Annotated in this window: 16 protein-coding genes and 7 pseudogenes; 14 read left to right on the plus strand and 9 right to left on the minus strand. The window is 69.8% G+C overall.

Features of this window, described 5'->3' with window-relative positions:
* Nucleotides 1–15: 15 nt before the first annotated feature.
* From mddA to FRZ33_RS01535, 4 genes and pseudogenes are all read left to right on the plus strand, one after another.
* On the plus strand, nucleotides 16–774 hold the full coding sequence (mddA, locus tag FRZ33_RS01520) for a methanethiol S-methyltransferase (RefSeq protein ID WP_146907161.1): 759 nt from the start codon (nucleotides 16–18) through the stop codon (nucleotides 772–774).
* Between the two features lie 68 nt (nucleotides 775–842).
* Nucleotides 843–1,837, plus strand: a pseudogene (locus tag FRZ33_RS01525) (PLP-dependent cysteine synthase family protein); the annotation flags it as partial.
* Nucleotides 1,838–1,908: 71 nt separating this feature from the next.
* The gene (locus FRZ33_RS01530) at nucleotides 1,909–2,331 is read left to right on the plus strand and encodes a glutaredoxin family protein (protein WP_146907163.1); all 423 of its coding nucleotides are present in this window, start codon (nucleotides 1,909–1,911) and stop codon (nucleotides 2,329–2,331) included.
* Nucleotides 2,328–3,206 carry an alpha/beta fold hydrolase gene (locus tag FRZ33_RS01535; RefSeq protein ID WP_146907165.1) on the plus strand — a complete coding sequence of 293 codons (879 nt, stop codon included), beginning with the start codon at nucleotides 2,328–2,330 and terminating at the stop codon, nucleotides 3,204–3,206. Before FRZ33_RS01530 ends, FRZ33_RS01535 begins: the two co-directional genes overlap by 4 nt.
* On the opposite strand, the pseudogene FRZ33_RS01540 reads toward FRZ33_RS01535, so the two are convergent.
* Both FRZ33_RS01540 and rsgA read right to left on the minus strand, forming a co-directional pair.
* A pseudogene (locus tag FRZ33_RS01540) lies at nucleotides 3,203–4,464 on the minus strand (peptidase MATCAP family protein). The gene FRZ33_RS01535 and the pseudogene FRZ33_RS01540 sit on opposite strands and share 4 nt — an antisense overlap.
* A pseudogene (gene rsgA / locus FRZ33_RS01545) lies at nucleotides 4,461–5,536 on the minus strand (ribosome small subunit-dependent GTPase A). The pseudogenes FRZ33_RS01540 and rsgA overlap by 4 nt, the downstream one beginning before the upstream one ends.
* Nucleotides 5,537–5,632: 96 nt before the next feature.
* Here rsgA and FRZ33_RS01550 point away from each other — a divergent pair.
* The 5 genes and pseudogenes from FRZ33_RS01550 to FRZ33_RS01570 all read left to right on the plus strand — a co-directional run bounded on the left by FRZ33_RS01550 (nucleotide 5,633) and on the right by FRZ33_RS01570 (nucleotide 10,126).
* On the plus strand, nucleotides 5,633–6,877 hold the full coding sequence (locus FRZ33_RS01550) for an aminotransferase class I/II-fold pyridoxal phosphate-dependent enzyme (RefSeq protein WP_146907166.1): 1,245 nt from the start codon (nucleotides 5,633–5,635) through the stop codon (nucleotides 6,875–6,877).
* Between the two features lie 13 nt (nucleotides 6,878–6,890).
* Nucleotides 6,891–7,526: an SGNH/GDSL hydrolase family protein gene (locus FRZ33_RS01555; RefSeq protein WP_146907168.1), complete on the plus strand. Its 636-nt coding sequence runs from the start codon at nucleotides 6,891–6,893 to the stop codon at nucleotides 7,524–7,526.
* A 142-nt stretch (nucleotides 7,527–7,668) separates the two neighbouring features.
* A pseudogene (grxD, locus tag FRZ33_RS01560) lies at nucleotides 7,669–8,597 on the plus strand (Grx4 family monothiol glutaredoxin).
* A 132-nt stretch (nucleotides 8,598–8,729) separates the two neighbouring features.
* On the plus strand, nucleotides 8,730–9,062 hold the full coding sequence (locus tag FRZ33_RS01565) for a hypothetical protein (protein ID WP_146907170.1): 333 nt from the start codon (nucleotides 8,730–8,732) through the stop codon (nucleotides 9,060–9,062).
* Between the two features lie 126 nt (nucleotides 9,063–9,188).
* A pseudogene (locus FRZ33_RS01570) lies at nucleotides 9,189–10,126 on the plus strand (cation diffusion facilitator family transporter).
* Nucleotides 10,127–10,150: 24 nt separating this feature from the next.
* Here FRZ33_RS01570 and FRZ33_RS01575 read toward each other — a convergent pair.
* Entirely contained in the window at nucleotides 10,151–10,927 is a 777-nt protein-coding gene (locus tag FRZ33_RS01575) for an AMP nucleosidase (protein ID WP_146907172.1), read from the minus strand.
* A gap of 132 nt (nucleotides 10,928–11,059) precedes the next feature.
* Here FRZ33_RS01575 and FRZ33_RS01580 point away from each other — a divergent pair.
* Both FRZ33_RS01580 and FRZ33_RS01585 read left to right on the plus strand, forming a co-directional pair.
* Nucleotides 11,060–12,428: pseudogene (locus FRZ33_RS01580) on the plus strand (amidohydrolase).
* Nucleotides 12,425–13,692 (plus strand): annotated as a pseudogene (locus FRZ33_RS01585) (amidohydrolase family protein). Before FRZ33_RS01580 ends, FRZ33_RS01585 begins: the two co-directional pseudogenes overlap by 4 nt.
* Before the next feature lie 124 nt (nucleotides 13,693–13,816).
* Here FRZ33_RS01585 and FRZ33_RS01590 read toward each other — a convergent pair.
* The 5 genes from FRZ33_RS01590 to FRZ33_RS16650 all read right to left on the minus strand — a co-directional run bounded on the left by FRZ33_RS01590 (nucleotide 13,817) and on the right by FRZ33_RS16650 (nucleotide 16,163).
* Nucleotides 13,817–14,401 carry a GGDEF domain-containing protein gene (locus tag FRZ33_RS01590; RefSeq protein WP_146907174.1) on the minus strand — a complete coding sequence of 195 codons (585 nt, stop codon included), beginning with the start codon at nucleotides 14,399–14,401 and terminating at the stop codon, nucleotides 13,817–13,819.
* Nucleotides 14,320–14,739 (minus strand): hypothetical protein, encoded by a 420-nt coding sequence (locus tag FRZ33_RS15750; protein ID WP_146907176.1) that lies wholly within the window; start codon nucleotides 14,737–14,739, stop codon nucleotides 14,320–14,322. Before FRZ33_RS15750 ends, FRZ33_RS01590 begins: the two co-directional genes overlap by 82 nt.
* Before the next feature lie 88 nt (nucleotides 14,740–14,827).
* Nucleotides 14,828–15,637, minus strand: coding sequence for an amidohydrolase family protein (locus FRZ33_RS15755; RefSeq protein WP_227977994.1), 810 nt, complete (start codon nucleotides 15,635–15,637; stop codon nucleotides 14,828–14,830).
* On the minus strand, nucleotides 15,565–16,068 hold the full coding sequence (locus FRZ33_RS15760) for an amidohydrolase family protein (RefSeq protein ID WP_227977997.1): 504 nt from the start codon (nucleotides 16,066–16,068) through the stop codon (nucleotides 15,565–15,567). The genes FRZ33_RS15755 and FRZ33_RS15760 overlap by 73 nt, the downstream gene beginning before the upstream one ends.
* Nucleotides 16,029–16,163: a hypothetical protein gene (locus FRZ33_RS16650; protein WP_265468662.1), complete on the minus strand. Its 135-nt coding sequence runs from the start codon at nucleotides 16,161–16,163 to the stop codon at nucleotides 16,029–16,031. The genes FRZ33_RS15760 and FRZ33_RS16650 overlap by 40 nt, the downstream gene beginning before the upstream one ends.
* Nucleotides 16,164–16,239: 76 nt before the next feature.
* On the opposite strand from FRZ33_RS16650, the gene FRZ33_RS01605 reads away from it, so the two are divergent.
* Genes FRZ33_RS01605 through FRZ33_RS01615 form a run of 3 tightly spaced genes read left to right on the plus strand, consistent with a single transcriptional unit; the run spans nucleotide 16,240 to nucleotide 17,380 of the window.
* Nucleotides 16,240–16,584: a hypothetical protein gene (locus tag FRZ33_RS01605; RefSeq protein WP_146907178.1), complete on the plus strand. Its 345-nt coding sequence runs from the start codon at nucleotides 16,240–16,242 to the stop codon at nucleotides 16,582–16,584.
* Between the two features lie 53 nt (nucleotides 16,585–16,637).
* On the plus strand, nucleotides 16,638–17,129 hold the full coding sequence (locus FRZ33_RS01610) for a tetratricopeptide repeat protein (protein ID WP_146907180.1): 492 nt from the start codon (nucleotides 16,638–16,640) through the stop codon (nucleotides 17,127–17,129).
* 14 nt (nucleotides 17,130–17,143) lie between these two features.
* Nucleotides 17,144–17,380 carry a hypothetical protein gene (locus tag FRZ33_RS01615; RefSeq protein ID WP_146907181.1) on the plus strand — a complete coding sequence of 79 codons (237 nt, stop codon included), beginning with the start codon at nucleotides 17,144–17,146 and terminating at the stop codon, nucleotides 17,378–17,380.
* Nucleotides 17,381–17,396: 16 nt separating this feature from the next.
* Here the strand turns inward: FRZ33_RS01615 and ppc are convergent, their stop codons facing one another.
* On the minus strand, nucleotides 17,397–20,144 hold the full coding sequence (gene ppc, locus FRZ33_RS01620) for a phosphoenolpyruvate carboxylase (RefSeq protein WP_146907183.1): 2,748 nt from the start codon (nucleotides 20,142–20,144) through the stop codon (nucleotides 17,397–17,399).
* Nucleotides 20,145–20,665 lie beyond the last annotated feature (521 nt).

Here is a 20,665-nt window from a genome sequence, read left to right on the forward strand (position 1 = left end):
CCGAGGAGAACCTTCATGCAACGTTTCCTGATCCTGCTTTACGGCGTGGTGAGCTACGCCATCTTCTTCGCGACCTTCTGCTATGCCGCCGGTTTCGTCGGCAACCTTTTCGTGCCGCGTTCGATGGACTCGGCGGCGATCGTGCCGCTGGGCCAGGCGCTGCTGGTGAACCTGGGCCTGCTGGCCGCGTTCGCCGTGCAGCACAGCGTGATGGCGCGGCCGGCGTTCAAGCGCTGGTGGACGCAGTTCGTGCCCGAGGCGGCGGAGCGCAGCACCTATGTGCTGTTCTCGAGCCTGGCGCTGATCGCGCTGTTCTGGTTCTGGCAGCCGATGGGCGGCGTGGTCTGGGACATCGACGAACCGTTCGCGCGTGGCGTGATGCACGGCCTGTTCGCGTTCGGCTGGCTGCTGGTGCTGGTCAGCACCTTCCTGATCAACCACTTCGACCTGTTCGGCCTGCGCCAGGTCTGGCTGAACTTCCGCGGCATCCCCTACAAGCCGCTGAAGTTCGGCACGCCCGGCCCGTACCGGCTGGTGCGGCATCCGCTGTACCTGGGTTGGCTGTTCGCGTTCTGGGCCACGCCGACCATGACGGTGGCGCACCTTATGGTGTTCGCACTGATGACCACGGCCTACATCTTCGTGGCGATCCAGTTCGAGGAACGCGATCTGGTGGACGCACTGCCCGAGTACGAGGACTACCGCAAACGCGTGCCGATGATCCTGCCGCGGCTGTCCGGCAAGTCCCGCCGCCCGGCGACGTCCCACACCTGAAGGTGGGACGGACGATCCACGCGGCGGTGCGAGGCACCGCCGCGTTCCCCTGATTCCCGGAGTTCCCCATGTTCGATTCTGTAACCGATCTGATAGGCGGCACGCCCGTGCTGCGCCTGAACCGCCTCGCCCCCGTCGGCGGTTCGCTTTACGCCAAACTCGAATCCGCCAACCCCGGCGGTTCGGTCAGGACCGCATGGCCCTGGCCATGATCGAAGCCGCCGAACGCAGCGGCGAACTGCGCCCCGGCCAGACGGTGGTCGAGGCCAGCAGCGGCAACACCGGCATCGCGCTGGCGATGGTGTGCGCCGCCAAGGGCTATCCGCTGGTGATCGTGATGGCCGAGCAGTTCAGCGTCGAACGCCGGCGGCTGATGCGTTTCCTCGGCGCGCGCGTGGTGCTGACGCCGGCCCACCTCAAGGGCAGCGGCATGGTCGCGAAGGCGCGCGAACTGGCGCAGCGGCACGGCTGGTTCTGGTGCCGGCAGTTCGAGAACGAGGCCAATGCCCAGGCGCACGCGCGCACGACCGGGCCCGAGATCGTCGAGGCCTTCAACGGCAAGCCGCTGGACTTCGTGGTGCTGGGCGCCGGCACCGGCGGCACGCTGCGCGGCATCGGCCCGGTGCTGCGCAAGTTCCGCCCGGACACGCGCCTGGTGGTCTGCGAACCCGACAACGCGCCGCTGCTGGCGGCCGGCCGTCACCAGGACCGCGCCGAAGATGGCAGCGCACGCGACAGTCATCCGGACTTCCGCCCGCATCCGATGCAGGGCTGGACGCCCGATTTCATCGCGCTGCACACCGAGCTGGCACGCAGCGAAGGTTCGCTGGACCGCGTGCTGCCGGTGTCCGGCGACGAGGCGATCCGCTGCGCGCGTGAACTGGCGCGCCGCGAGGGTGTGCTGGCCGGCATCACCAGCGGCGCCACGGTCGCGGGCGCGCTTCAGCTGCTGCGCGAACACCCCGGCGCGCACGTGCTGTGCCTGCTGCCCGACACCGGCGAGCGCTACCTGAGCACGCCGCTGTTCGAGGGCATCGGCCAGGACATGGATGCGCAGGAATGGGACATCTCGCGTTCCTCGCCCACCGCGCGCTTCGATGCACCGCCCCCGCGGCACCGCCGCCGGCGACGCCCGTGCCGGCGGCGGTGGACGTCGAAGCCGAGGCCTGGCTGTCGGCGGCGCTGGCCGACCCGGAAACGCCGGTCGTGATGCTGGGGCTGGCCTGGTGCGAGTTCACCTGGACGCTGAGCCGGCTGTTCGAACGCCTCGACGTGCCGGTACGCCGTATCGACCTGGACACGCCCGCACTGCAGGCCGGCGACCTGGGCAACCGGGTGCGTGCCGCGATGCGCGCGCGCATCGGCCAGGCCACGGTGCCGCAGGTGTTCGTCGCTGGCGAACACATCGGTGGCTGCAGCGAAACGCTGCAGGCCTACACCGAAGGCAGGCTGGCGCAGCAGATGGCGCAGGCCGGACTGGTGACGGCGCAGTGGCCGGTGCTCGACGCCGGAAGCCTGTTGCCACGCTGGCGGCAGCCGGCGGGATCCGCGGCATGAACGCGTCCCTGACCGGAGCGTCCGGGCACTTCCCGTCGGCGCCCGCGTGGTGGCGCCGCTGGGCCGCCCTTCCCACCCTGCACCGGTGGCTGGGACACGTGGTGCCGGCGCTGAGTGCACGCCTGGCACGACGGCTGGTGCTGTGGCCGCAGCCGCCCGCGCCGCAGGACTGGGAAAAGGCGGCGCTGGCCTGCGCCGAGCCGATCACCTTCCGGTTCGGCCAGCGTGCGCTGCGCTGGGGCCACTCGGGCCCGGTGGTGCTGGCGATGCACGGCTGGGAAGGACGCCCCAGCCAGTTCGCGCGACTGCTGCCGGAGCTGTTGCGGTCGGGGCGGCAGGTGATCGCGCTCTATGCCCCGGCGCACCTGCCGGGCAGTGGCGGCGATTCGAACGTGCTGCAGTTCAAGCAGGCGCTGCTGGAGGCCGCCGCGGAACTGCGCGGCGTCGAGGCCGTGGTCGGTCATTCGATGGGCGGCGCGGCGGCGCTGATGGCGATGCACGAAGGCCTGGCCGCGCAGCGGGTGGCCACGCTGGCGGCACCTTCGGCCCTGGCCGGGGCGCTGAACCGCAGCTCGCGCGGACTGCAGTTGTCGCGGCGCGCCTACCGCCGCTTCCGGCGCCTGGTGGACCAGCGCCTGGGCGTGCCGGCTCAGCAGGTGGACGTGGCGCGGCGTGTGCAGGGGCTGGCGGCCACTGCACTGCTGGTGCACGACAGCGACGACCGCGTGGTGCCCGTCGGTGAAGCGGTGCGCCTGTCGCGCGCCCTGCCGGGCTCACGCCTGCTGATCACCCGCGGACTGCGCCACAACCGCGCACTTACCGAAACCGGGGTCGTGCGTGAAGTCGTGGACTTCCTCTGCGGACGTGCCGGCTAGAGGCCCAGCACCAGGTCGTCGGCGTCCACGCGGTCGAGGTGGATGCGGTTGGCGAACAGCGAAAACGCCAGCATGCCGGCCAGGCCGTTGGCGCGCTGGATCCAGGGCGGCTGGTACAGCGGCTCGGCCAGCAGGCCCTGGTCGAACAGCGGTTCGAACGCGAACGCGTCCTGCAGAGTCATCTTGCCGGCGAACAGCAGCCGGGTCAGCCGCAGCCGGCGGTGGCGCAGGCACCAGCGGAAGAAGGTGTGCACGCTCAGCAGGCCGTGCAGGTAAACGGTGTCCTTGGTGAAGGCGGCGCCGCCGGTGACCGGCACGCCGCGGAACACGCGCTGGGTCGAGGCGAAGCTCTCGATCTCGGTCTGCCCGGACGCCAGGAAGTAACGGAACACCTCGATGAAATCCGCGCCATGCAGGGCCATGTGGATGGCGACGATGCGCAGGCTGATGCGCTTCATGCGCTCGATGTCGATCGAGCCGGTGATCAGTTCGGCGAAGGTGGCCAGCCCCTCCTGGGTGGCGGTGACCCGCGGCGAATTGCGTGCCAGCGACTTGAAATGTGGCTGCTCGCGGCCGTTCAGCGCGGTCAGCGTGTGCACGAAGGCTTCGTGTTCGAGCAGCTGGTGGCGGTCGTACTCGCTGAAGCCGGTGCTGCTGCGCAGTCGGATGCGGGTCGGGCCGGCGGCGGCCTTGGCAATCAGTTCCGGGTCGAGTTCGACCGTGACCTTGTGGCCGGTGAAAAACGGTCGAGCGCGAGCTGCAGTTCTTCCTGCACGGTCTGCGCCGACAGCACGTAGTCGGCCTCGTGCGAGAGCTCCTGGTCGAGTTCGTCGGCCAGATCGATGAAGTGGCGTGCGGCGTCGAGGTTGCTGGTGCCGCCGCCAGGCAAGGCTTCGCCGGGGCGGCCGAACAGGCGCACCGAATGTTCGGTCACCGCCGGCGTGCCCAGCGTTTCGAGCAGCTGGGTGGCGACGATCCAGCTTTCGGCGGTGCGCTGCAGGTAGATGCCGATCGGGTGCGCCGCATCGGCCGCGGCGGTGATCGCCTCCAGTTCGCGGCGCACGCCGGACAGGTCCTGGATCGCGTAGTCGACCACCGGCAGTGCGGCGCGGCCGCTGTGCCAGGCGGACAGGAATTCCTGTTGCAGGTGCTGCGGCCAGCTGACCGACTGCAGCAGGCGCAGGTTGCGGACCGCGACAACCAGGCGGGCGTCGAGCGCGGCGTGGTGGGCCAGGGACGGGTCGGCGTTGCCCTTCATCGCCGGCCCAGTTTGTCCTTGTTGCGCTTGTGCGCGGCCTTCTGCAGCAGCGCTTCCTCGGCGCGCCGCTGGGCCTGGGTCACGGCGGCGGCCTCGAGTTCGTCGCGCAGTTTCACGAAATGCATGAAGCGCGCTTCGTCCAGCGTGCCTTCTTCGATCGCGGCCTGCACCGCACAGCCCGGTTCGTTGCCGTGCACGCAGTCGCGGAAGCGGCAGCCGGTGGCCAGGGCTTCGATGTCCTCGAAGGCATCGACGATGTCCTCGTCGCCGCTGAACTTCACTTCGCGCATGCCCGGCGTGTCGATCAGGCAGCCGCCCTGCGGCAGCGGCGTCAGCACGCGGCTGGTGGTGGTGTGGCGGCCGCGCGAATCGTTGCTGCGCACGGTATTGGTCTTCATCTTCTCGCGGCCCAGCAGCGTATTGGTGAGCGTGGACTTGCCCGCACCCGAACTGCCGACCAGCACCACCGTGTGGCCCGGCCCGAGGTAGGGCGCCAGTTCCGCCACCGAGGCCTTGTCCTTGGCGTTGATCGCATGGATCGGCACGCCGCTCTCTTCCACTTCCAGCAGCAGGTCAATGCAGTCCTGCACGATTTCGCACTCGTCGGCCTTGGTCAGCACCAGCACCGGGTCGGCGCCGCTGGCGCGGATCAGCACCAGGTAACGTTCGATCCGGCGCGGGTTGAAGTCCTGGTCCAGGCCGACGACCACCAGCACATGATCAACATTCGCGGCGATCAGCTGCTGGCGGTGGTGCTCGCCGGCAGCGCCGCGTTTGAGGATGGAGCGGCGCGGCAGCAGGGCCAGGATGTTCCTGCCGGCGGCGTCCAGGTGACCCAGTCGCCGACCGCGGCGCGCTGTTCCGGCGGGAAACGCGGGCGGGTCCAGGGCAGGGGTGGCTGCACCTTCAGGATCTCGTCGGCCTGGGTGGCGACGTCGTAGGCGCTGCGGTGCTGGCCGACCACGCGGGCCAGGCGGGCGCCCTCGGCCGCGGCCAGGGCCTCGCGCCAGGCGTCGTCGTCGGGCCAACCGATGGCGCGCAGGCGGTCGAGGGCTTCGGGTGTGGGCTGCATTGGGCCGGATGATAGCGCCCGGCTGGAGAATTCGGCTGAAAGCCCGTCAAAGTTCCGTTAATCTCGGGCCAGACCCCTGTTTCGAGCCACTGCGACATGCCCCATACGCCCCTGCCGACCCGCGAAAGCCTGCGCGAGGTCCGTTACGACATCCGCGGTGAGCTTTCCCGTCGCGCCCGCGAGCTGGAGGGCCAGGGCCGCCACCTGATCCGCCTGAACATCGGCAACCCCGGCGCCTTCGGTTTCCGCGCCCCGGACCACCTGCAGGCCGCGATCGCCGGCAACGTGCACGAGTCCGACCCCTACACGCACCAGCAGGGCCTGCCGCTGGCGCGCGAGGCCATCGCCGAATTCCACCGCCACCGCGGCACGCCGAACGCCACCGCCGAACGCGTGTTCGTCGGCAACGGCGTCAGCGAGCTGATCGACATCGCCCTGCGCGCCCTGCTCAATCCCGGCGAGGAAGTGCTGCTGCCCTCGCCCGACTATCCGCTGTGGAGCGCCGCCACCATCCTCAACCAGGGCCGGCCGGTGTATTACCGCTGCGCGCCGGAGGATGGTTTCCTGCCCGATCCCGAGCAGATCGAAAAGCTGATCACGCCGCGCACCCGCGCGCTGGTGGTGATCAACCCGAACAACCCGACCGGCGCGAACTATCCGCGCGAGCTGCTGCAGCAGCTGGTCCAGCTGGCCGCGAAACACAAGCTGCTGTTGATGGCCGACGAGATCTACGACGGCATCCTCTACGACGAGGCGGTGTTCACCCCGCTGGCGCCGCTGGCCGGCGACGTGCCCTGCCTGAGCTTCGGCGGCCTGTCGAAGGTCTGGCGCGCCTGCGGCTGGCGCGTGGGCTGGGCGGTGCTGTCGGGCGATCCGGTGAAGGTCGGCGACTACCACCACGCGATGGACCTGCTGAGCGCGCTGCGCCTGTGCGCGAACGTGCCGGCGCAGTTCGCGGTGCCGGCGGCGCTGACCGGCCCGGAAACCATCCGCGAACTCACCGACCCGGGCGGCCGCCTGCACGAATCGCGCCGCGCGGTGATCGAAAGCTGCGCCGCCAGCGAACACCTGGACCTGGTGGCGCCGTCGGGCGCGCTGTACGCCTTCCCGCGCGTGATCGGCGACGCCGCCAAGGGCTTCGACGACCAGGCCTTCGCGCTGGAGCTGCTGGAGACCGAGGACGTGCTGGTGGTGCCGGGCAGCGGCTTCAACGTGCCGGACTCGCGCCACTTCCGCATCACGCTGCTGCCGGAGGCGGGCCTGATCCGGGAAGTGTTCGTGCGCATCGAACGCGCCCTGGGCCGGCACGCGGCGCAGGCGCGCTCGCGGCACGTGGCCTGAGCGACGGCGGGCGATGACGGTGGGCACCGGTTCCGGCGAACCGCTGGGTTATCTCGCGCTCGGTGATTCCTACACCATCGGCGAGGCCGTGCCCGAAGCCGGGCGCTGGCCGATGCAGTTGGCGGCCGCCCTGCGCGCACGCGGCATCGCGATCGCCGACCCGCGCATCATCGCCACCACCGGCTGGACCACGGACGAGCTTTCGGCGGCGATGGATGCGGCGGAGCCGATCGGCACGTTTGCTTTCGCGTCCCTTCTGATCGGCGTGAACAACCAGTACCGCGGCCGCGATGTCGACAACTACCGCGCGGAGTTCGCCACCCTGCTCGACCGCGCCATCGGCCTGGTCGCCGGCCGCGAGGACCGGGTGCTGGTGCTGTCGATCCCCGACTGGGGCGTGACGCCCTTCGGCCAGGGCAGTGGCCGCGACACGGCGCAGATCGCGCGCGAGCTCGACGCCTACAACGCCGCCGCGGCGGAGGAATGTTCGGTGCGGGGCGTGGCCTTCGTGGACATCACGGCGGCCAGCCGTTCGCCCGGTTCGCAACCAGACCGCATCGCCGAAGACGGCCTGCACCCCTCGGCCCTCGCCTACACCGACTGGACCGCCCTCGCCCTGCCCGTCGCCGAGCGCTTGCTTCGCAAGTAGTTCTTTTGCCGGGAGCGTTACTGGCGATAGGCCGCCATCAGCGCCAGACCCGCGCCCTGCTTGCGAAGCAAGGCGCTTCAGCCAAGGGCAGGATTAAGTCCACCGCGGAGGCGTAAAATGCCGCCATCCCCAGGAGCCGCCCATGTCCCTCACCCCTGAAACCCGTACGCGCATCGAACAGATCCTAGGCGCCCACAAAGTCGTCCTGTTCATGAAGGGCAACCCCGACGCCCCCAGTGCGGCTTCTCCGCCAAGGCCGCCGGCATCCTCAACGGCCTGGCGCCGGGCTTCGGCCACGTGGACGTGCTGGCCGACCCCGAGATCCGCGAAGGCATCAAGCTCTACGGCCAGTGGCCGACCATCCCCCAGCTCTATGTCGGCGGCGAACTGCTGGGCGGCAGCGACATCATCGAACAGATGCTCAACAGCGGCGAACTGCACGAAGCCCTGGGCCTGCCCGCGCCGGACCGCACCCCGCCGCAGATCGAGATCAGCGAACGCGCCGCCCAGGCCATCAACAACGCCCTGGACAATGCCGAGGCGGGCTACGTGCTGCACCTGGGCGTGGACCCGCGCTTCAACGCCCGCTTCGAACTCAAACCGGCCAGCGGCCAGGAAGTGGTGGCCGAAGCGGCCGGCATCCGCATCCACCTGGACCTGGCCAGCGTGCCGCGCGCCCGCGGCCTGCGCATCGACTGGGTCGAGGACGGCCGCGGCGCCGGCCTGGCCATCCACAACCCGAACGCGCCGGCCGCGGTGAAGTCCATGACCGTGCAGCAGCTGCACGACCACATCATCGCCGGCACCATCGACGTGGTGGACGTGCGCCCGGCGCATGCCCGTGCCCTGGCGCCGTTCCCGCACCCGCACGAAGTACTGGACGAGGACAGCCGCGAACGCCTGGAAGCCCTTCCGCACGACGTGCCGCTGGCCTTCCTCTGCCACCACGGCAACTCCAGCCGGCAGGCGGCCGAATATTTCCGCGGCCTGGGATTCCACGACCTGTACAACGTCGAGGGCGGAATCGATGCCTGGTCCACGGAAATCGATGCTTCGGTGCCGCGTTACTGAACCCCTACCCCATCCCGGGCGGTAAGCGCCATTGGCGCCGATAGAGCAATTACGCTAATTTGTCGGCATCAGGCCCCGCCCGGCCGGATGACCCCTCCGAACGGGCCAGGCCGCGACCGAGGAGGGGACGGAATGCGCAACTGGCTCGTGGTGTCGATGGCCCTGGCCCTGTCCGCCTGTGGTGGCAGCGGTGAAGCCGGTGGTGGCGGAACACCCAACGACCTGGCCGCACAGGCCTGCGAAGCCGCCGCCAAGTCGCGGCTGGAAGGCAAGCTCTACACGCTGGACCTGGCCGCGCTCGGCGCCAGCATGAAAGACGCCCCGAACGGCGAAAAATTCCTGACCGCACCGATCGTGATCGAGCCCGGCCTGACCTCCGAGGTCAAGCAGATCGTCGAATGCACGGTGCGTTTCAGCGACGGCAAGCCAGCACCCGACGTGGTCGGCTTCGTCTTCAACTGGTGATTCCGCGGGCGGCCCAGGGCCGCCCGCTTCGTTTCCGGGCACGGCCACACCGGACCCGCCCGCTGCAATTGTGTATCGCCGCATCGCCTCGCTAGGCTGGCCACGCCCCCTGCCGCGAGCGCCCCGATGTCCCACGACCACGACCACGCCCTGGACACGATCCGGCACGAGCGTCCGCTGCGCTGGGCGCTGGCGCTGACGGTCGTTTTCCTCGCGATCGAACTGGTGGGCGCGTGGCTCAGCAACAGTCTGGCGCTGTTGTCCGACGCCGCGCACATGGCCACCGACACCTTCGCGCTGGCGGTCGCGCTGGCCGCGGTGCACCTGGCGCGGCGCCCGCCCGATGCCCGCCGCACCTACGGTTACGCACGCATGGAAGCGCTGGGCGCGCTGTTCAACGGCAGCCTGCTGGTCCTGCTTGCGGCCTGGATCCTGTTCGAAGCCGTGCAGCGTTTCCGCCAGCCGCCGGAAGTCGCCACGACCACGATGATGGTCGTCGCGACCGCCGGCTTGATCGTGAACCTGATCGCGATGCGCCTGCTGAAGGCCGGCAGCGGCGAGAGCCTGAACATGAAGGGCGCCTACCTGGAGGTCTGGAGCGACATGCTGGGCTCGGTGGCGGTGCTGGTTGGCGCGGGAATCATGCTGCTGACCGGCTGGACGCTGATAGATCCGCTGCTGGCGGTGGGCATCGGCCTGTGGGTGCTGCCGCGCACCTGGCGGCTGCTGCGCGAAGCCGTGCACCTGCTGCTGGAAGGCGTGCCGCGTGGGCTCGAGCTGGCGCAGGTGCGCGCCGCGATCGAGACCGAAGCCGGCGTGGACTCGGTGCATGACCTGCACCTGTGGTCGCTCAGCAGCCGGCAGCCGCTGTTGAGCGCGCACGTGGTGGTGATACCGGGCGGCGACACCGATGCGCTGTGCGTGCGCGTCGCCGGCATGCTCGATCAACGCTTCGGCATCCATCATTCGACCCTGCAAATGGAGTCCGCGCCGTGTGCCACGCCCCCTGTGGCCCCGCGCACGAGCATCCGCCCGGCCACGATCCGCGGCATCTGCACGACTGACCGGGCCGGGAAGCGGCCCCGTGCCTACTCGTCGAAGCGCAGGTGCTTCACCGACTTGCCGTGGCGGCGGATCAGGCGCAGGGCCTCGATGCCGATCTGGATGTGGCGTTCGACGAAGTTCTCCGACACCTTCCTGTCGGATGCCTCGGTCTTGATGCCTTCCGGGATCATCGGCTGGTCCGAGACCAGCAGCAGCGCACCGGACGGGATCGAGTTGGCGAAACCTGCCGCGAACACCGTCGCCGTCTCCATGTCGATGGCCATGCAGCGCAGCTTGCGCAGGTAGTCCTTGAAAGCCTCGTCGTGTTCCCAGACGCGGCGGTTGGTGGTGTACACCGTGCCGGTCCAGTAGTCGTGGCCGAGGTCGCGGATCATGGTGGACACCGCGCGCTGCAGGGCGAAGGCCGGCAGGGCGGGGACCTCGGGCAGCAGGTAGTCGTTGCTGGTGCCCTCGCCGCGGATGGCGGCGATCGGCAGCACCAGGTCGCCCAGCTCGTTCTTTTTCTTCAGGCCGCCACACTTGCCCAGGAACAGCACCGCCTTGGGGCCGATGGCCGACAGCAGGTCCATCACCGTGGCGGCGTTGGCGCTGCCCATGCCGAAGTTGATCAGGGTGATGCCGTCGGCGGTGGCGCTGGGCATCGGCCGGTCCAGGCCGACGATGGGCGCACCCGTGAGGCGGGAGAAGGTGTTGAGGTAACCGCCGAAGTTGGTGAGCAGCACGTGCTCGCCGAAGGCCTCCGGGGGCACGCCGGTGTATCGCGGAAGCCAGTTGCTGACGATCTCGTTCTTGTCTTTCATCGTTTTTCCTTTGTTTTTGTTTTTCTCAGCCTTGCCCGGGCATTCTGCCACGCGACCCGTGAACCGTGACCGGCGCACTTGGCAATCCCCGTGGCCGCGGCTAGGGTTGGCGCTCTCCAGGGGAAAACCACCATGCCAATACCCGTGAAGGCCAGCCTGCTGGTCGCCGCCCTGTTCGCCCTGCCGGCCCTGGCGCCGGCGGCGGAACCGGCCTATGCCAGCACCTACGCGCCGGTCGCTTCCGGCCCGGTGCTGGTACGCAATGCCACCGTGCTGACCGGCACCGGCCAGCGCCTGGACGGCGCCGACGTGCTGATGCGCGATGGCCGCATCGTCGCGGTCGGCAGCGGCCTGGACGCTGGCAATGCCGCCGTGGTCGACGGCAGCGGCAAATGGGTCACGCCCGGCATCATCGACGTGCATTCGCACCTGGGCGTGTACCCGAGCCCGGGTGCCAATGCGCACAACGACGGCAACGAGATGACCGCGCCGGTCACTGCCCAGGTCTGGGCCGAACACGGCGTCTGGCCGCAGGACCCGGGCTTCGGCGCGGCGCTCGCCGGTGGCGTGACCTCGATGATGATCCTGCCCGGTTCAGCCAACCTGATCGGTGGCCGTGGCGTGGTGCTGAAGAACGTCGCCGCCACCACCATGCAGGAGATGAAGTTCCCCGACGCCCCGCACGGCCTGAAGATGGCCTGCGGCGAAAACCCCAAACGCGTGTACGGCGGCCGCGGCCAGGCGCCGATGACTCGCATGGGCAATATCGCCGGTTACCGCGCCGCCTTCGCCGAAGCGCAGAAGTACCGCGCGGCCTGGGACAAGTACGAAGCGGGCAAGGACAGCAGGAAAGGCGCCGGCGATGCGCCCGCGCGCGACCTGCGCCTGGACACCCTGGCCGGCGTGCTGCGCGGCGACATCACCGTGCAGATCCACTGCTACCGCGCCGACGAGATGGCGCTGATGCTCGACCTGGCCAAGGAGTTCGACTTCCGGATCGCCGCCTTCCACCACGGCGTGGAGGCCTACAAGCTGGCCGACCGCCTGGCCGAAGAAGGCGTGTGCGGCGCGCTGTGGGCCGACTGGTGGGGCTTCAAGATGGAGGCCTACGACGGCATCCAGGAAAACATCGCCCTGGTGGATCGCCCGAAGAACAGCTGTGCCATCGTGCACTCCGATTCCGCCGAAGGCATCCAGCGCCTGAACCAAGGAAGCGGCCAAGGTGATGGTGCGCGGCGAGCGCGCCGGCCTGTCGCTGCCACCGGAACACGCGATCCGCTGGCTCACCACCAACGCCGCGCGTGCGATCGGCATCGACGGACAGACCGGTTCACTCGAGGAAGGCAAGATGGCCGACGTGGTGCTGTGGAACGGCAATCCCTTCAGCGTCTACGCCAAGGCCGAAAAAGTCTGGGTGGACGGTGCGCTTCTCTACGACCGCGCCGATCCGTCGAGGCAGCCGGTCAGCGACTTCATGCTCGGCCAGGAGGTGTCGCCGTGAAGCGCCTTCTCCTGGCTTTCGCACTCGCCGCCGCACTGCCGGCCGCCGCGCAGGACGTGCTGATCAAGGACGCCACGGTGCACACCGCCGGCGCCCGCGGCACCCTGAAGGACCACGACGTGCTGGTGCAGGGCGGCGTGGTTCGCGCCATCGCGCCCGACCTGGCCGCACCGGCCGGGGCCACCGTGATCGAGGCCAAGGGCCGGCCGCTGACGCCGGGCCTGTTCGCCGGCCTCACGCACCTGGGCATCGAGGAGGTCTCGGCCGAGCCGACCACCGCCGACGCCAACCTGGCGCTGGGCGCGATGGTTCCAGCGCAGGACCACGTGGTGTGGCGCCCCGAGTTCGACGTGGACGTCGCCTTCAATCCGCATTCGTCGGTCATCGGCGTCACCCGGGTCGAAGGCTTCACGCACACGGTGCTGTCGCCCGGCAGCCTGCCCGGCGGCAGTTTCGTCGCCGGCCAGGGCAGCGCGGTGCGACTGGACGGCAGCTACGACGCGGTGCTGCCCGGCAGCCGCAGCCTGTTCGTGAACCTGGGCGGCGCACAGTCGCCGCTTTCCGGCGGCAGCCGCGCCGGACAGTGGATGCTGCTGGAACAGGCGGTGTCGGAAGCGCGCGCCGGCAGCGGCGAGCTGCTGACGCGGGCGGGACGTTCGGCGCTGTCGGCCTATCTGGCCGGCGGCCGCGTGGTGTTCCAGGCCGACCGGGCCGCCGACATCCGCCAGGCGCTGGCCTTCGCGAAAAACACGGCATGAAGCCGGTGATCGTCGGTGGTGCCGAAGCCTGGCGCGTGGCGGCCGAGCTGAAGGCGGCGAACGCGCCGGTGCTGCTGGACACGCTGGCCAGCCTGCCGTCCTCGTTCGACGCGCTGGGTTCCAGCCTGGAAAACGCCGCGCGCCTGCACCGGGCGGGCGTCACGGTCGGCTTCTCGCAGGGCGGCGACGCCACCCACAACGCGCGCAAGATCCGCCAGGTCGCGGGCAATGCGGTGTCCTACGGGCTGCCCTGGGAAGCGGGCCTGGCCGGGCTGACCTCGGTGCCGGCGCAGGTGTTCGGCCTGTCGGCGCAGCGCGGCCGCATCGACGTCGGCCAGGTCGCCGACCTGGTGCTGTGGAGCGGCGATCCGCTGGAAGTGAACACGGTGGCCGAGCAGGTGTGGTTCGCCGGCAAACCCGCATCCATGCGCTCACGCCAGACCGAACTGCGCGACCGTTACCTGGCGCCGGCCGGGTCGTTGCCGCGCGCCTACACCGGCCGCTGATCAGGCTCCTCCCCTGCTTGCAGGGGGAGGCTGGGAGGGGTGGAACTTCGAAGCCCGAGGCTTCCGGGCAAGGGCTTACCCCACCCCGGCCCTCCCCTGCGAGCAGGGGAGGGAGACAGGCGGATCAGTTCGCGGCGGCCGGCACCGCGGCGTCCGCCACCACCATGTTCCGGCCGGAATCCTTGGCCTGGTACATCGAACGGTCGGCGCGTTCGACCAGCGCGTCCAGCGACTCTTCGCCGCCCAGATATTCGGCGGCGCCGAGGCTGACGGTCAGTTCCACCACTTCCTCGCCCACCGTCTGGCAACGTGTCTGCACCGCGGTGCGGATGCGTTCGGCCACCGCGATGGCGTGGATGCGGCGCGCGCCCGGCAGCACGACGGCGAACTCCTCGCCGCCGACCCGGCCCAGTACGTCGCCGCCGCGCAATTCCTCGGCGACGGTGCGCGCGACCGCCTTCAGGCAGTCGTCGCCGACACCGTGGCCCAGGCTGTCGTTGATCAGCTTGAAAAGGTCGATGTCGAAGAACAGCACCGACAGCGGCTTGGCCACGCCGTTGTCCTCGCGGTGATTCTCGGTCAGCTGCTCGAGGCGCCGGCGCCAGGCGCCGCGGTTGAGCACGCCGGTCAGCGGGTCGCGTTCGGAATCCTGCTGCGCACGTTTGGCTTCGGCGCGGGCATGGTCGCGTTCATCAAGCAGGCGGCGCATGCGGCGCGCCAGGTGGTCCACCAGCCACAGGCCCCAGCCGGCCACCGGCAAGGCCAGGGCCAGGCCCAGCCAGGGCGAGAACAGGACAGGGCCGCGCCCACGATCACCACCAGGCCGGCGATGCCCGCGTACGGCAACCAGGACGACCGTGGTGCCACGCGCTCGCGCAGCACCCGCGACGACACCAGCATCACCGCCGCCACCGCCACCGCCGCGCCCAGGGTGAACCACAGCGCACCCTGGGCCAGGCCCGGGCCGGTGGCGGCGCAAACCGGCGCACTGGCGCCCGTGGCCGCCAGGGCCAGTATCCGGATCGTCAGCGGGCGGGTGCGTGGCATCGGGCTACTCTCCGGCACCCCGGGGTCGCTGCAAGTAATTGCAGCCACTGACTTTGTATTAGCCAAGCGGCTCACGCTTTTTGCCGGTTTATTTCACCCGGCGGCCGTGTTTGACCACCAGGTCGATGCGCTGCAGCAGGGCCACCTGCTTCAGGGCGTCGCCGCGCACCGCCACGATGTCGGCGTATTTGCCCTCGGTGACCGTGCCGTAGTCCTTGTCCACCTTCATCGCCACCGCCGGCCAGTAGGTGGCGGCGCGGATGGCGTCCACGGCCGGCACGCCGAACTGGTTCACCCACACGTCCAGTTCGTTCCAGGTGCTCTGGCTGTGGAACTTCATCGGGATGCCCGAGTCGGTGCCGACCAGCAGCACCACGCCGGACTGGCGCAGCTGCTCGAACTTGCGTCGCAGCGTCGGCTGCCGCTGCGGCGTCTGCTGGAAGTAGCCGATGTGTTCGGGATGTTCCAGCGACTGGCGGATGTCGGCGACGATCGCCGGCGTCAGCCCGCGGTGCCAGGAGTCGGAATCGATGAACTCGTGGTTCCGCACGGTGTACGGGAAGTTGTAGAGGCCCTCGATGGTCGGCGTCCAGAACAGCGGGCCGGCGGCCATGTTGGCAGTGCGTTCGGCCAGCAGGTCCATCACGTCCTCCGGGAATTCCGGCGCCGCGGCGAATCCGGTGTGCTCGAAGCCGTCCACGCCGTGGCGCAGGCCGCGCCGCACTTCCTCGGGCCGGTGCGCGTGGGCGATCACCGGCAGCTTGTGCTTGTGCGCCTCGTCCACGATGGCGGCGATCTCGGCCTCGCTCATCTGGTCCTGGTCGATCAGCTTGACCACGTCCACGCCGGCCTCGGCCAGGCGGCGGATCTTCGCGCGGGCGTCGGCGGGCGAATCCACGCCCCAGCGGAAGGCTTCGGTGCCCGGGTAGGGTTTTTCTGGATGAAGGGGCCCGACATGTACATCGTGGGGCCCGGGATCCTGCCGGCGTTGATGGCGTCGCGCACCGCGATGCTGTCCTCCAGCGGTGCACCCAGGTCGCGCGCACTGGTGATGCCGGCCATCAGCAGTTGTTCGGCCGAGGCCGGCATGATCACGTCGCGCAGCTGCGGCAGGTAGGTCTTGTCCCAGTAGGCGTAGTCGGCGTGGCCGTTGATCATCAGGTGCACGTGCATGTCCCACAGCCCAGGCATCACGGTCATGCCTTCGGTCGAGATCACCTCGGTGCCCGCGGGCACCGGCAGCGTGTCCACGGTGCCGACCGCGACGATGCGCTCGCCGTCCACCAGGATCACGCTGTCCCTGATCGGTTCGTGCAGCGTGCCGTCCACCAGGTGCCGCCCACCAGCGCCAGCTTCGCCGCGCCGGCCGCCGGGGACACTGCCACGAGGATCGCCAACGCCAGCCACGTCTGCTTCATCTTCATCGGCCTACTCTCTCCCAAGGTCCGCCGATGGTAGCGTGGCCACGCCGCCGCCGAACCGCCCCCGGGAGAAACCGTGATGCCGACCCGCTATTACCTGCGCCTGCCCGACCCCGCCCTGGCCCGCGGCAACGAGCCCAGCCTGTCATTCCGGTCCGAAAGCGCCGAAGGTTTCGCCGAGGAGCTGCAGGCCGCGCTGCGTACACCGGCGCTGTTCGAGCGCTGGAAGGCACTGCAGGAAGACCCGGACGAAGTGGACCCGGCGCTGGGCGCCACCGATCCCGCCGCCACGGTCAGCGGCGAACAGAGCGATCTGGACGTGCTGCTGGTGGCCACCACCTCGGTGCCCGGCGGTGTGTTCAAGCAGCGGCTGCGCTGGCTGGCCGGCACGCACTGGCAGTTGCACGACATCAAGAGCGCCTGATTCCCCTATGGCCCGCACTCCGCGATAATCCGGACGACCTGACGGGAGCCCGCATGTACGTCTTCGGAATCGGCCTTCATGTGCTGGCCGCGATCTTTTTCGCGGTCCATGCCGTGCGCACCCAGCAGCCGCTGTACTGGCTGTTCATCCTGTTCCTGTTCCCCGGCCTGGGCAGCGTGGTTTACGGCGTCGCCGTCTGGTTACCGGAGATGCGTTCGCACCGCGGCGTGCGCCGCGCCGGCGCCAAGGTCAAGCTGCTGCTCGACCCGGGCCGCGAACTGCGCGAGGCCACCGAGGCGAACGAACTGTCGCCCTCGGTCGGCAACCAGCTGCGCCTGGCCGAGGCCCTGCTGGAGGCCGGCCGTCCCGGCGAGGCCGTGGCGCATTACCAGCTGGCGCTGCAGGGCCTTTACGCCGGCGACCCCGACATCCAGTCGCGCCTGGCCAAGGCGCTGCTGGAAAGTGGTCGCGCCGCCGACGCCCGCGACCTGCTGGACCGCGTGATCGCCGAACACCCGAAGTTCAAGTCGCCCCCGCGCACCTGACCTATGCCCGCGCCGTGGCCGCCTGCGGCGACCGCGAAAAGGCGCACGAAGAGTTCGGCGTGCTGACCGGTTATTACCCCGGCCTGGAGGCACGCGCGCGTTACGCCGCCCTGCTGCAGGAATGGGGCGATACCGAAAGCGCGCAGAAACTGGCCGCCGAGACCCTGCGCGACTCCCAGCGCCTGCCCGCGCACACCCGCAGCAACGAGCGCGAATGGATCGCGCTGCTGCAGAAGGTCGACCGCGGCTGAACGCGCCGGCCTTGCATCAGCCGGTGTTCTGGATGCCCGCTGCGATGCCGTTCACCGTGGTCACCAGCGCGTGGAAGGTCGCATCCTCGGGCCGGTCCGCCGCGCGCCAGCGCGCCAGCAGGTCCACCTGCAGCAGGCTGATCGGGTCCACGTAGGGATTGCGCAGGCGGATGGACTGGCGCAGCCGGAAGTCGCCCGCCAGCAGGTCGTCGTTGCCCTTGAGCGCAAGGATGCCGTCGCGGGTGCGCTGGAATTCGGCGGCGATGCCGGGGAAAAACACCGGATGCGCCTCGCCCGCCAGCTTCGAGTACTGCTCGAAGATGCCCAGGTCCGACTTGGCCAGCACCATCTCCACATCGTCCACCAGGGTCGCGAAGAACGGCCAGTCGCGCGCCATCTCCGCCACCGCCGCGTGGCCGTATTTTTCGATGCCGTGCGCCAGGCCGGTGCCGACGCCCAGCCACGCGGTCAGGCCGCAGCGGTTCTGCGACCAGGCGAACACCCAGGGAATGGCACGCAGCGAGGACACGCCGCCGGCATTGCCGCGCTTGCTGGGGCGCGAGCCGATGCGCAGGCGTTCGATCACGTCGATCGGCGTGGCGGCGCGGAAATAGTCCACGAATCCCGGCGTGTCGTAGACCAGCCCGCGATAGTGGGCGCGCGCGGTGGCGGCGATGTGTGCCGCCATCTCGCGCCAGTGCGCCTCGCGCGGTTCCGGCGGCCGCGGCCGCAGGCTGGCGCGCAGCACGGCACCGGTCATCTGTTCGAGGTTGCGCAGGGCGATGGCGCGGATGCCGTACTTTCGGTGGATCACCTCGCCCTGTTCGGTCAGGCGCAGCGAGCCGTCCACCGAACCGCGCGGCGCGGCGATGACGGCACGTTCGGTCTTGCCGCCGCCGCGCGACAGCGAACCGCCGCGGCCGTGGAAAAACGCGATGCGCACGCCGGCCTCGGCCGCCAGCGCGGTCAGCTGCACCTGGGTCTGCTGCAGCGCCCAGCGCGAGGCGACCAGGCCGCCGTCCTTGGCGCTGTCGGAATAACCCAGCATCACCACCTGGCGGTCGCCGCGTTCGCGCAGGTGTTCGCGGTACACCGGGTCGGCGAACAGCGAACGCAGCGTGTCGGCGGCCGCCTGCAGGTCGTCCACGGTCTCGAACAGCGGCGCGACATCCAGCGGCACCGCGCCGTTGCCGTCGGTGCAGGCCGCGAACCGCGCCAGCGCCAGCACCGCCAGCGCATCGGCGGCGCTGCGGCTCATGCTGATGATGTAGGGCCCGAAGGCGCGGGCGCCGTACAGCGGCAGCGCCGTGGCGACGGTGCGGAACACTTCCAGCACCGGCACGGCGTCCGCCGCCGACGGCGCCGGCACCGGATCGGCGCCGGAAATCAGGTCGCGCAGGCGTTCGGCACGCTCGGGCCAGGGCCGGGCCGGCCAGTCGGTGTCACCCAGCAGGGCCGCCAGCGCGGCATCGTGCCGCGTGGACTCCTGGCGCAGGTCGAGCGTGGCCAGGTGGAAACCGAAGGCCTCGGCGCGCCGACGCAGGCGCCGCGCCGCGAACCCGCCGGCATGTTCGCCGCGGTTCGCGGCCAGGCTGGTTTCGACCAGGCGCAGGTCGGCGACGAATTCGGAAGCGTCGCCATAACCTTCGCGCTTGTCCTGCGCGGTGGAGGCCAGCCGCGCCGACACCATCGTGGTGAACCGTCGATAGGGCATGTCGGCGTGGCGCGCCTTGAGCTTTTCCGCCGCCTTGGGAATGCGTCGCGCGTAGTCGTCGGTGCGGCGCAGCAGCTCGGGCGAGACCTGCACGCGCCCGGACGACTGGCTGAGCACCTCGCCCAGCTTCGCCAGGTCCCGGCGGTAGTTCTGCAGTGCCAGCGCGCGCTGGCCGGCCAGCGTCGCAGCGATGGTCGCGGCGCCCACGTTCGGATTGCCGTCCATGTCACCACCGACCCAGGAGCCGAAACCCAGCAGCGGCGGCAACGGCGGCGCCTGGTCGCCGTAAACGGCCTGCAGCGCGTCCTCGAACACTTCGTGGAACACCGGAAGCACGCGGTAGAGTACGTCGGAAAGATAGAAGGCGACGTGTTCGAACTCGTCGGCGACGCTGGGTTTTTCCGGCGGCGTCTCGTCGGTCTGCCAGCTCGCCGTGAGCGCCAGGCGCATGCGTTCGATGTCGGCGCGGCGTTCCTGCGGGGTCAGGCCGCGGTCGATGTCCTCGACCAGGCAACGCACGACTTCGCTTTCCTTCTCCAGCAGGGCGCGGCGCACGGCTTCGGTGGGGTGGGCGGTGAACACGGGTTCGATGCGCAGGCGGGCGATCAGCGCCGACACCGTGGCGGCATCGACGCCGGCGTCGCGCAGCTGGCGCAGCGAATCCTCCAGCCCACCCGGCTGCGGCGCTTCGCCCAGGCGCTGGTAGTCGCGGCGGCGGCGGATGCGGTGCACGCGTTCGGCCAGGTTGACGGCCTGGAAGTAACTGGCGAAGGCGCGCACGAGCAGTTCGGCGCGGTCCAGCGGCAGGCCGTCGAGGCGATGCGACAGGTCTTCGATCGGGGCGCCGGCTTCGCGGCGGCGGATGGCGGCGATGCGCAGGGCTTCGACTTCGGCCAGGAAATCCGGCGAGACCTGTTCGGCCAGGATTTCGCCGACCAGGGCACCGAGGCGTTTGACGTCTTCGCGCAGCAGGGCGTCGGTGGGCGGCAGGTCGATGTCGCGCAGGGTCTCGAAGGTCGCGGGCTCGCGGGCGGGGCTGGGCGTGGTCATGCCCCAAGCCTAGCGCGTGCCAACGCTTCCCGCGATCCCGCCTTGCGCTGTCTTGCGGGACATCTTCTGGCTTGCTGCGCAAGAAGGACTGTCTTGCTCATGTTCGGCTGGCTTGGCGTGTGCCGGGATCGGTTTTGGCGATAGGCCGCCGTACGTGAGGTCTCTTTCCGGGGACGCCGTGAATCCATCCATGGAGGCTCTTCGAAAACGTCCATGTTTTCGAAGCCCCGGAAAGAGACCTCACGCACGACGACCTGCGAACCACCCGGGCCGGGATGTCGTTTTGGGGCAAGAGCTCGCTTGCCTTGGCTTCTGGCAGGAATTCACCGGAGCGGCGCACAGTGGCAGCGGAACGACGGGCTCGCGCGGCTCTTCGAATTCGATGGTCCGGCCCCGATCGACCACAGGCCGTCGTGCGAGGGGACTTTTCCGGACCTTCAGCGACACGGACGTCGCTGAAGAGCCTACATGGACGTACTCGCGGCGTGTCCGGGAAAGTTCCCTCGTGCGGCGGCCTATCG

Origin of the sequence: Arenimonas daejeonensis, from assembly GCF_007993735.1 — a bacterium.
Classification (GTDB): Bacteria; Pseudomonadota; Gammaproteobacteria; order Xanthomonadales; family Xanthomonadaceae; genus Arenimonas; species Arenimonas daejeonensis.

Coding starts and splice junctions, on each gene's coding strand:
- ppc (WP_146907183.1), bottom strand. CDS start 20,144: ATGACCACGCCCAGCCCCGCCCGCGAGCCCGCGACCTTCGAGACCCTG.
- FRZ33_RS01590 (WP_146907174.1), bottom strand. CDS start 14,401: ATGCGCCGCCTGCTTGATGAACGCGACCATGCCCGCGCCGAAGCCAAA.
- FRZ33_RS01610 (WP_146907180.1), top strand. CDS start 16,638: ATGTACGTCTTCGGAATCGGCCTTCATGTGCTGGCCGCGATCTTTTTC.
- FRZ33_RS15750 (WP_146907176.1), bottom strand. CDS start 14,739: ATGCCACGCACCCGCCCGCTGACGATCCGGATACTGGCCCTGGCGGCC.
- mddA (WP_146907161.1), top strand. CDS start 16: ATGCAACGTTTCCTGATCCTGCTTTACGGCGTGGTGAGCTACGCCATC.
- FRZ33_RS16650 (WP_265468662.1), bottom strand. CDS start 16,163: ATGAAGATGAAGCAGACGTGGCTGGCGTTGGCGATCCTCGTGGCAGTG.
- FRZ33_RS01555 (WP_146907168.1), top strand. CDS start 6,891: ATGACGGTGGGCACCGGTTCCGGCGAACCGCTGGGTTATCTCGCGCTC.
- FRZ33_RS01575 (WP_146907172.1), bottom strand. CDS start 10,927: ATGAAAGACAAGAACGAGATCGTCAGCAACTGGCTTCCGCGATACACC.
- FRZ33_RS01605 (WP_146907178.1), top strand. CDS start 16,240: ATGCCGACCCGCTATTACCTGCGCCTGCCCGACCCCGCCCTGGCCCGC.
- FRZ33_RS01550 (WP_146907166.1), top strand. CDS start 5,633: ATGCCCCATACGCCCCTGCCGACCCGCGAAAGCCTGCGCGAGGTCCGT.
- FRZ33_RS01565 (WP_146907170.1), top strand. CDS start 8,730: ATGCGCAACTGGCTCGTGGTGTCGATGGCCCTGGCCCTGTCCGCCTGT.
- FRZ33_RS01535 (WP_146907165.1), top strand. CDS start 2,328: ATGAACGCGTCCCTGACCGGAGCGTCCGGGCACTTCCCGTCGGCGCCC.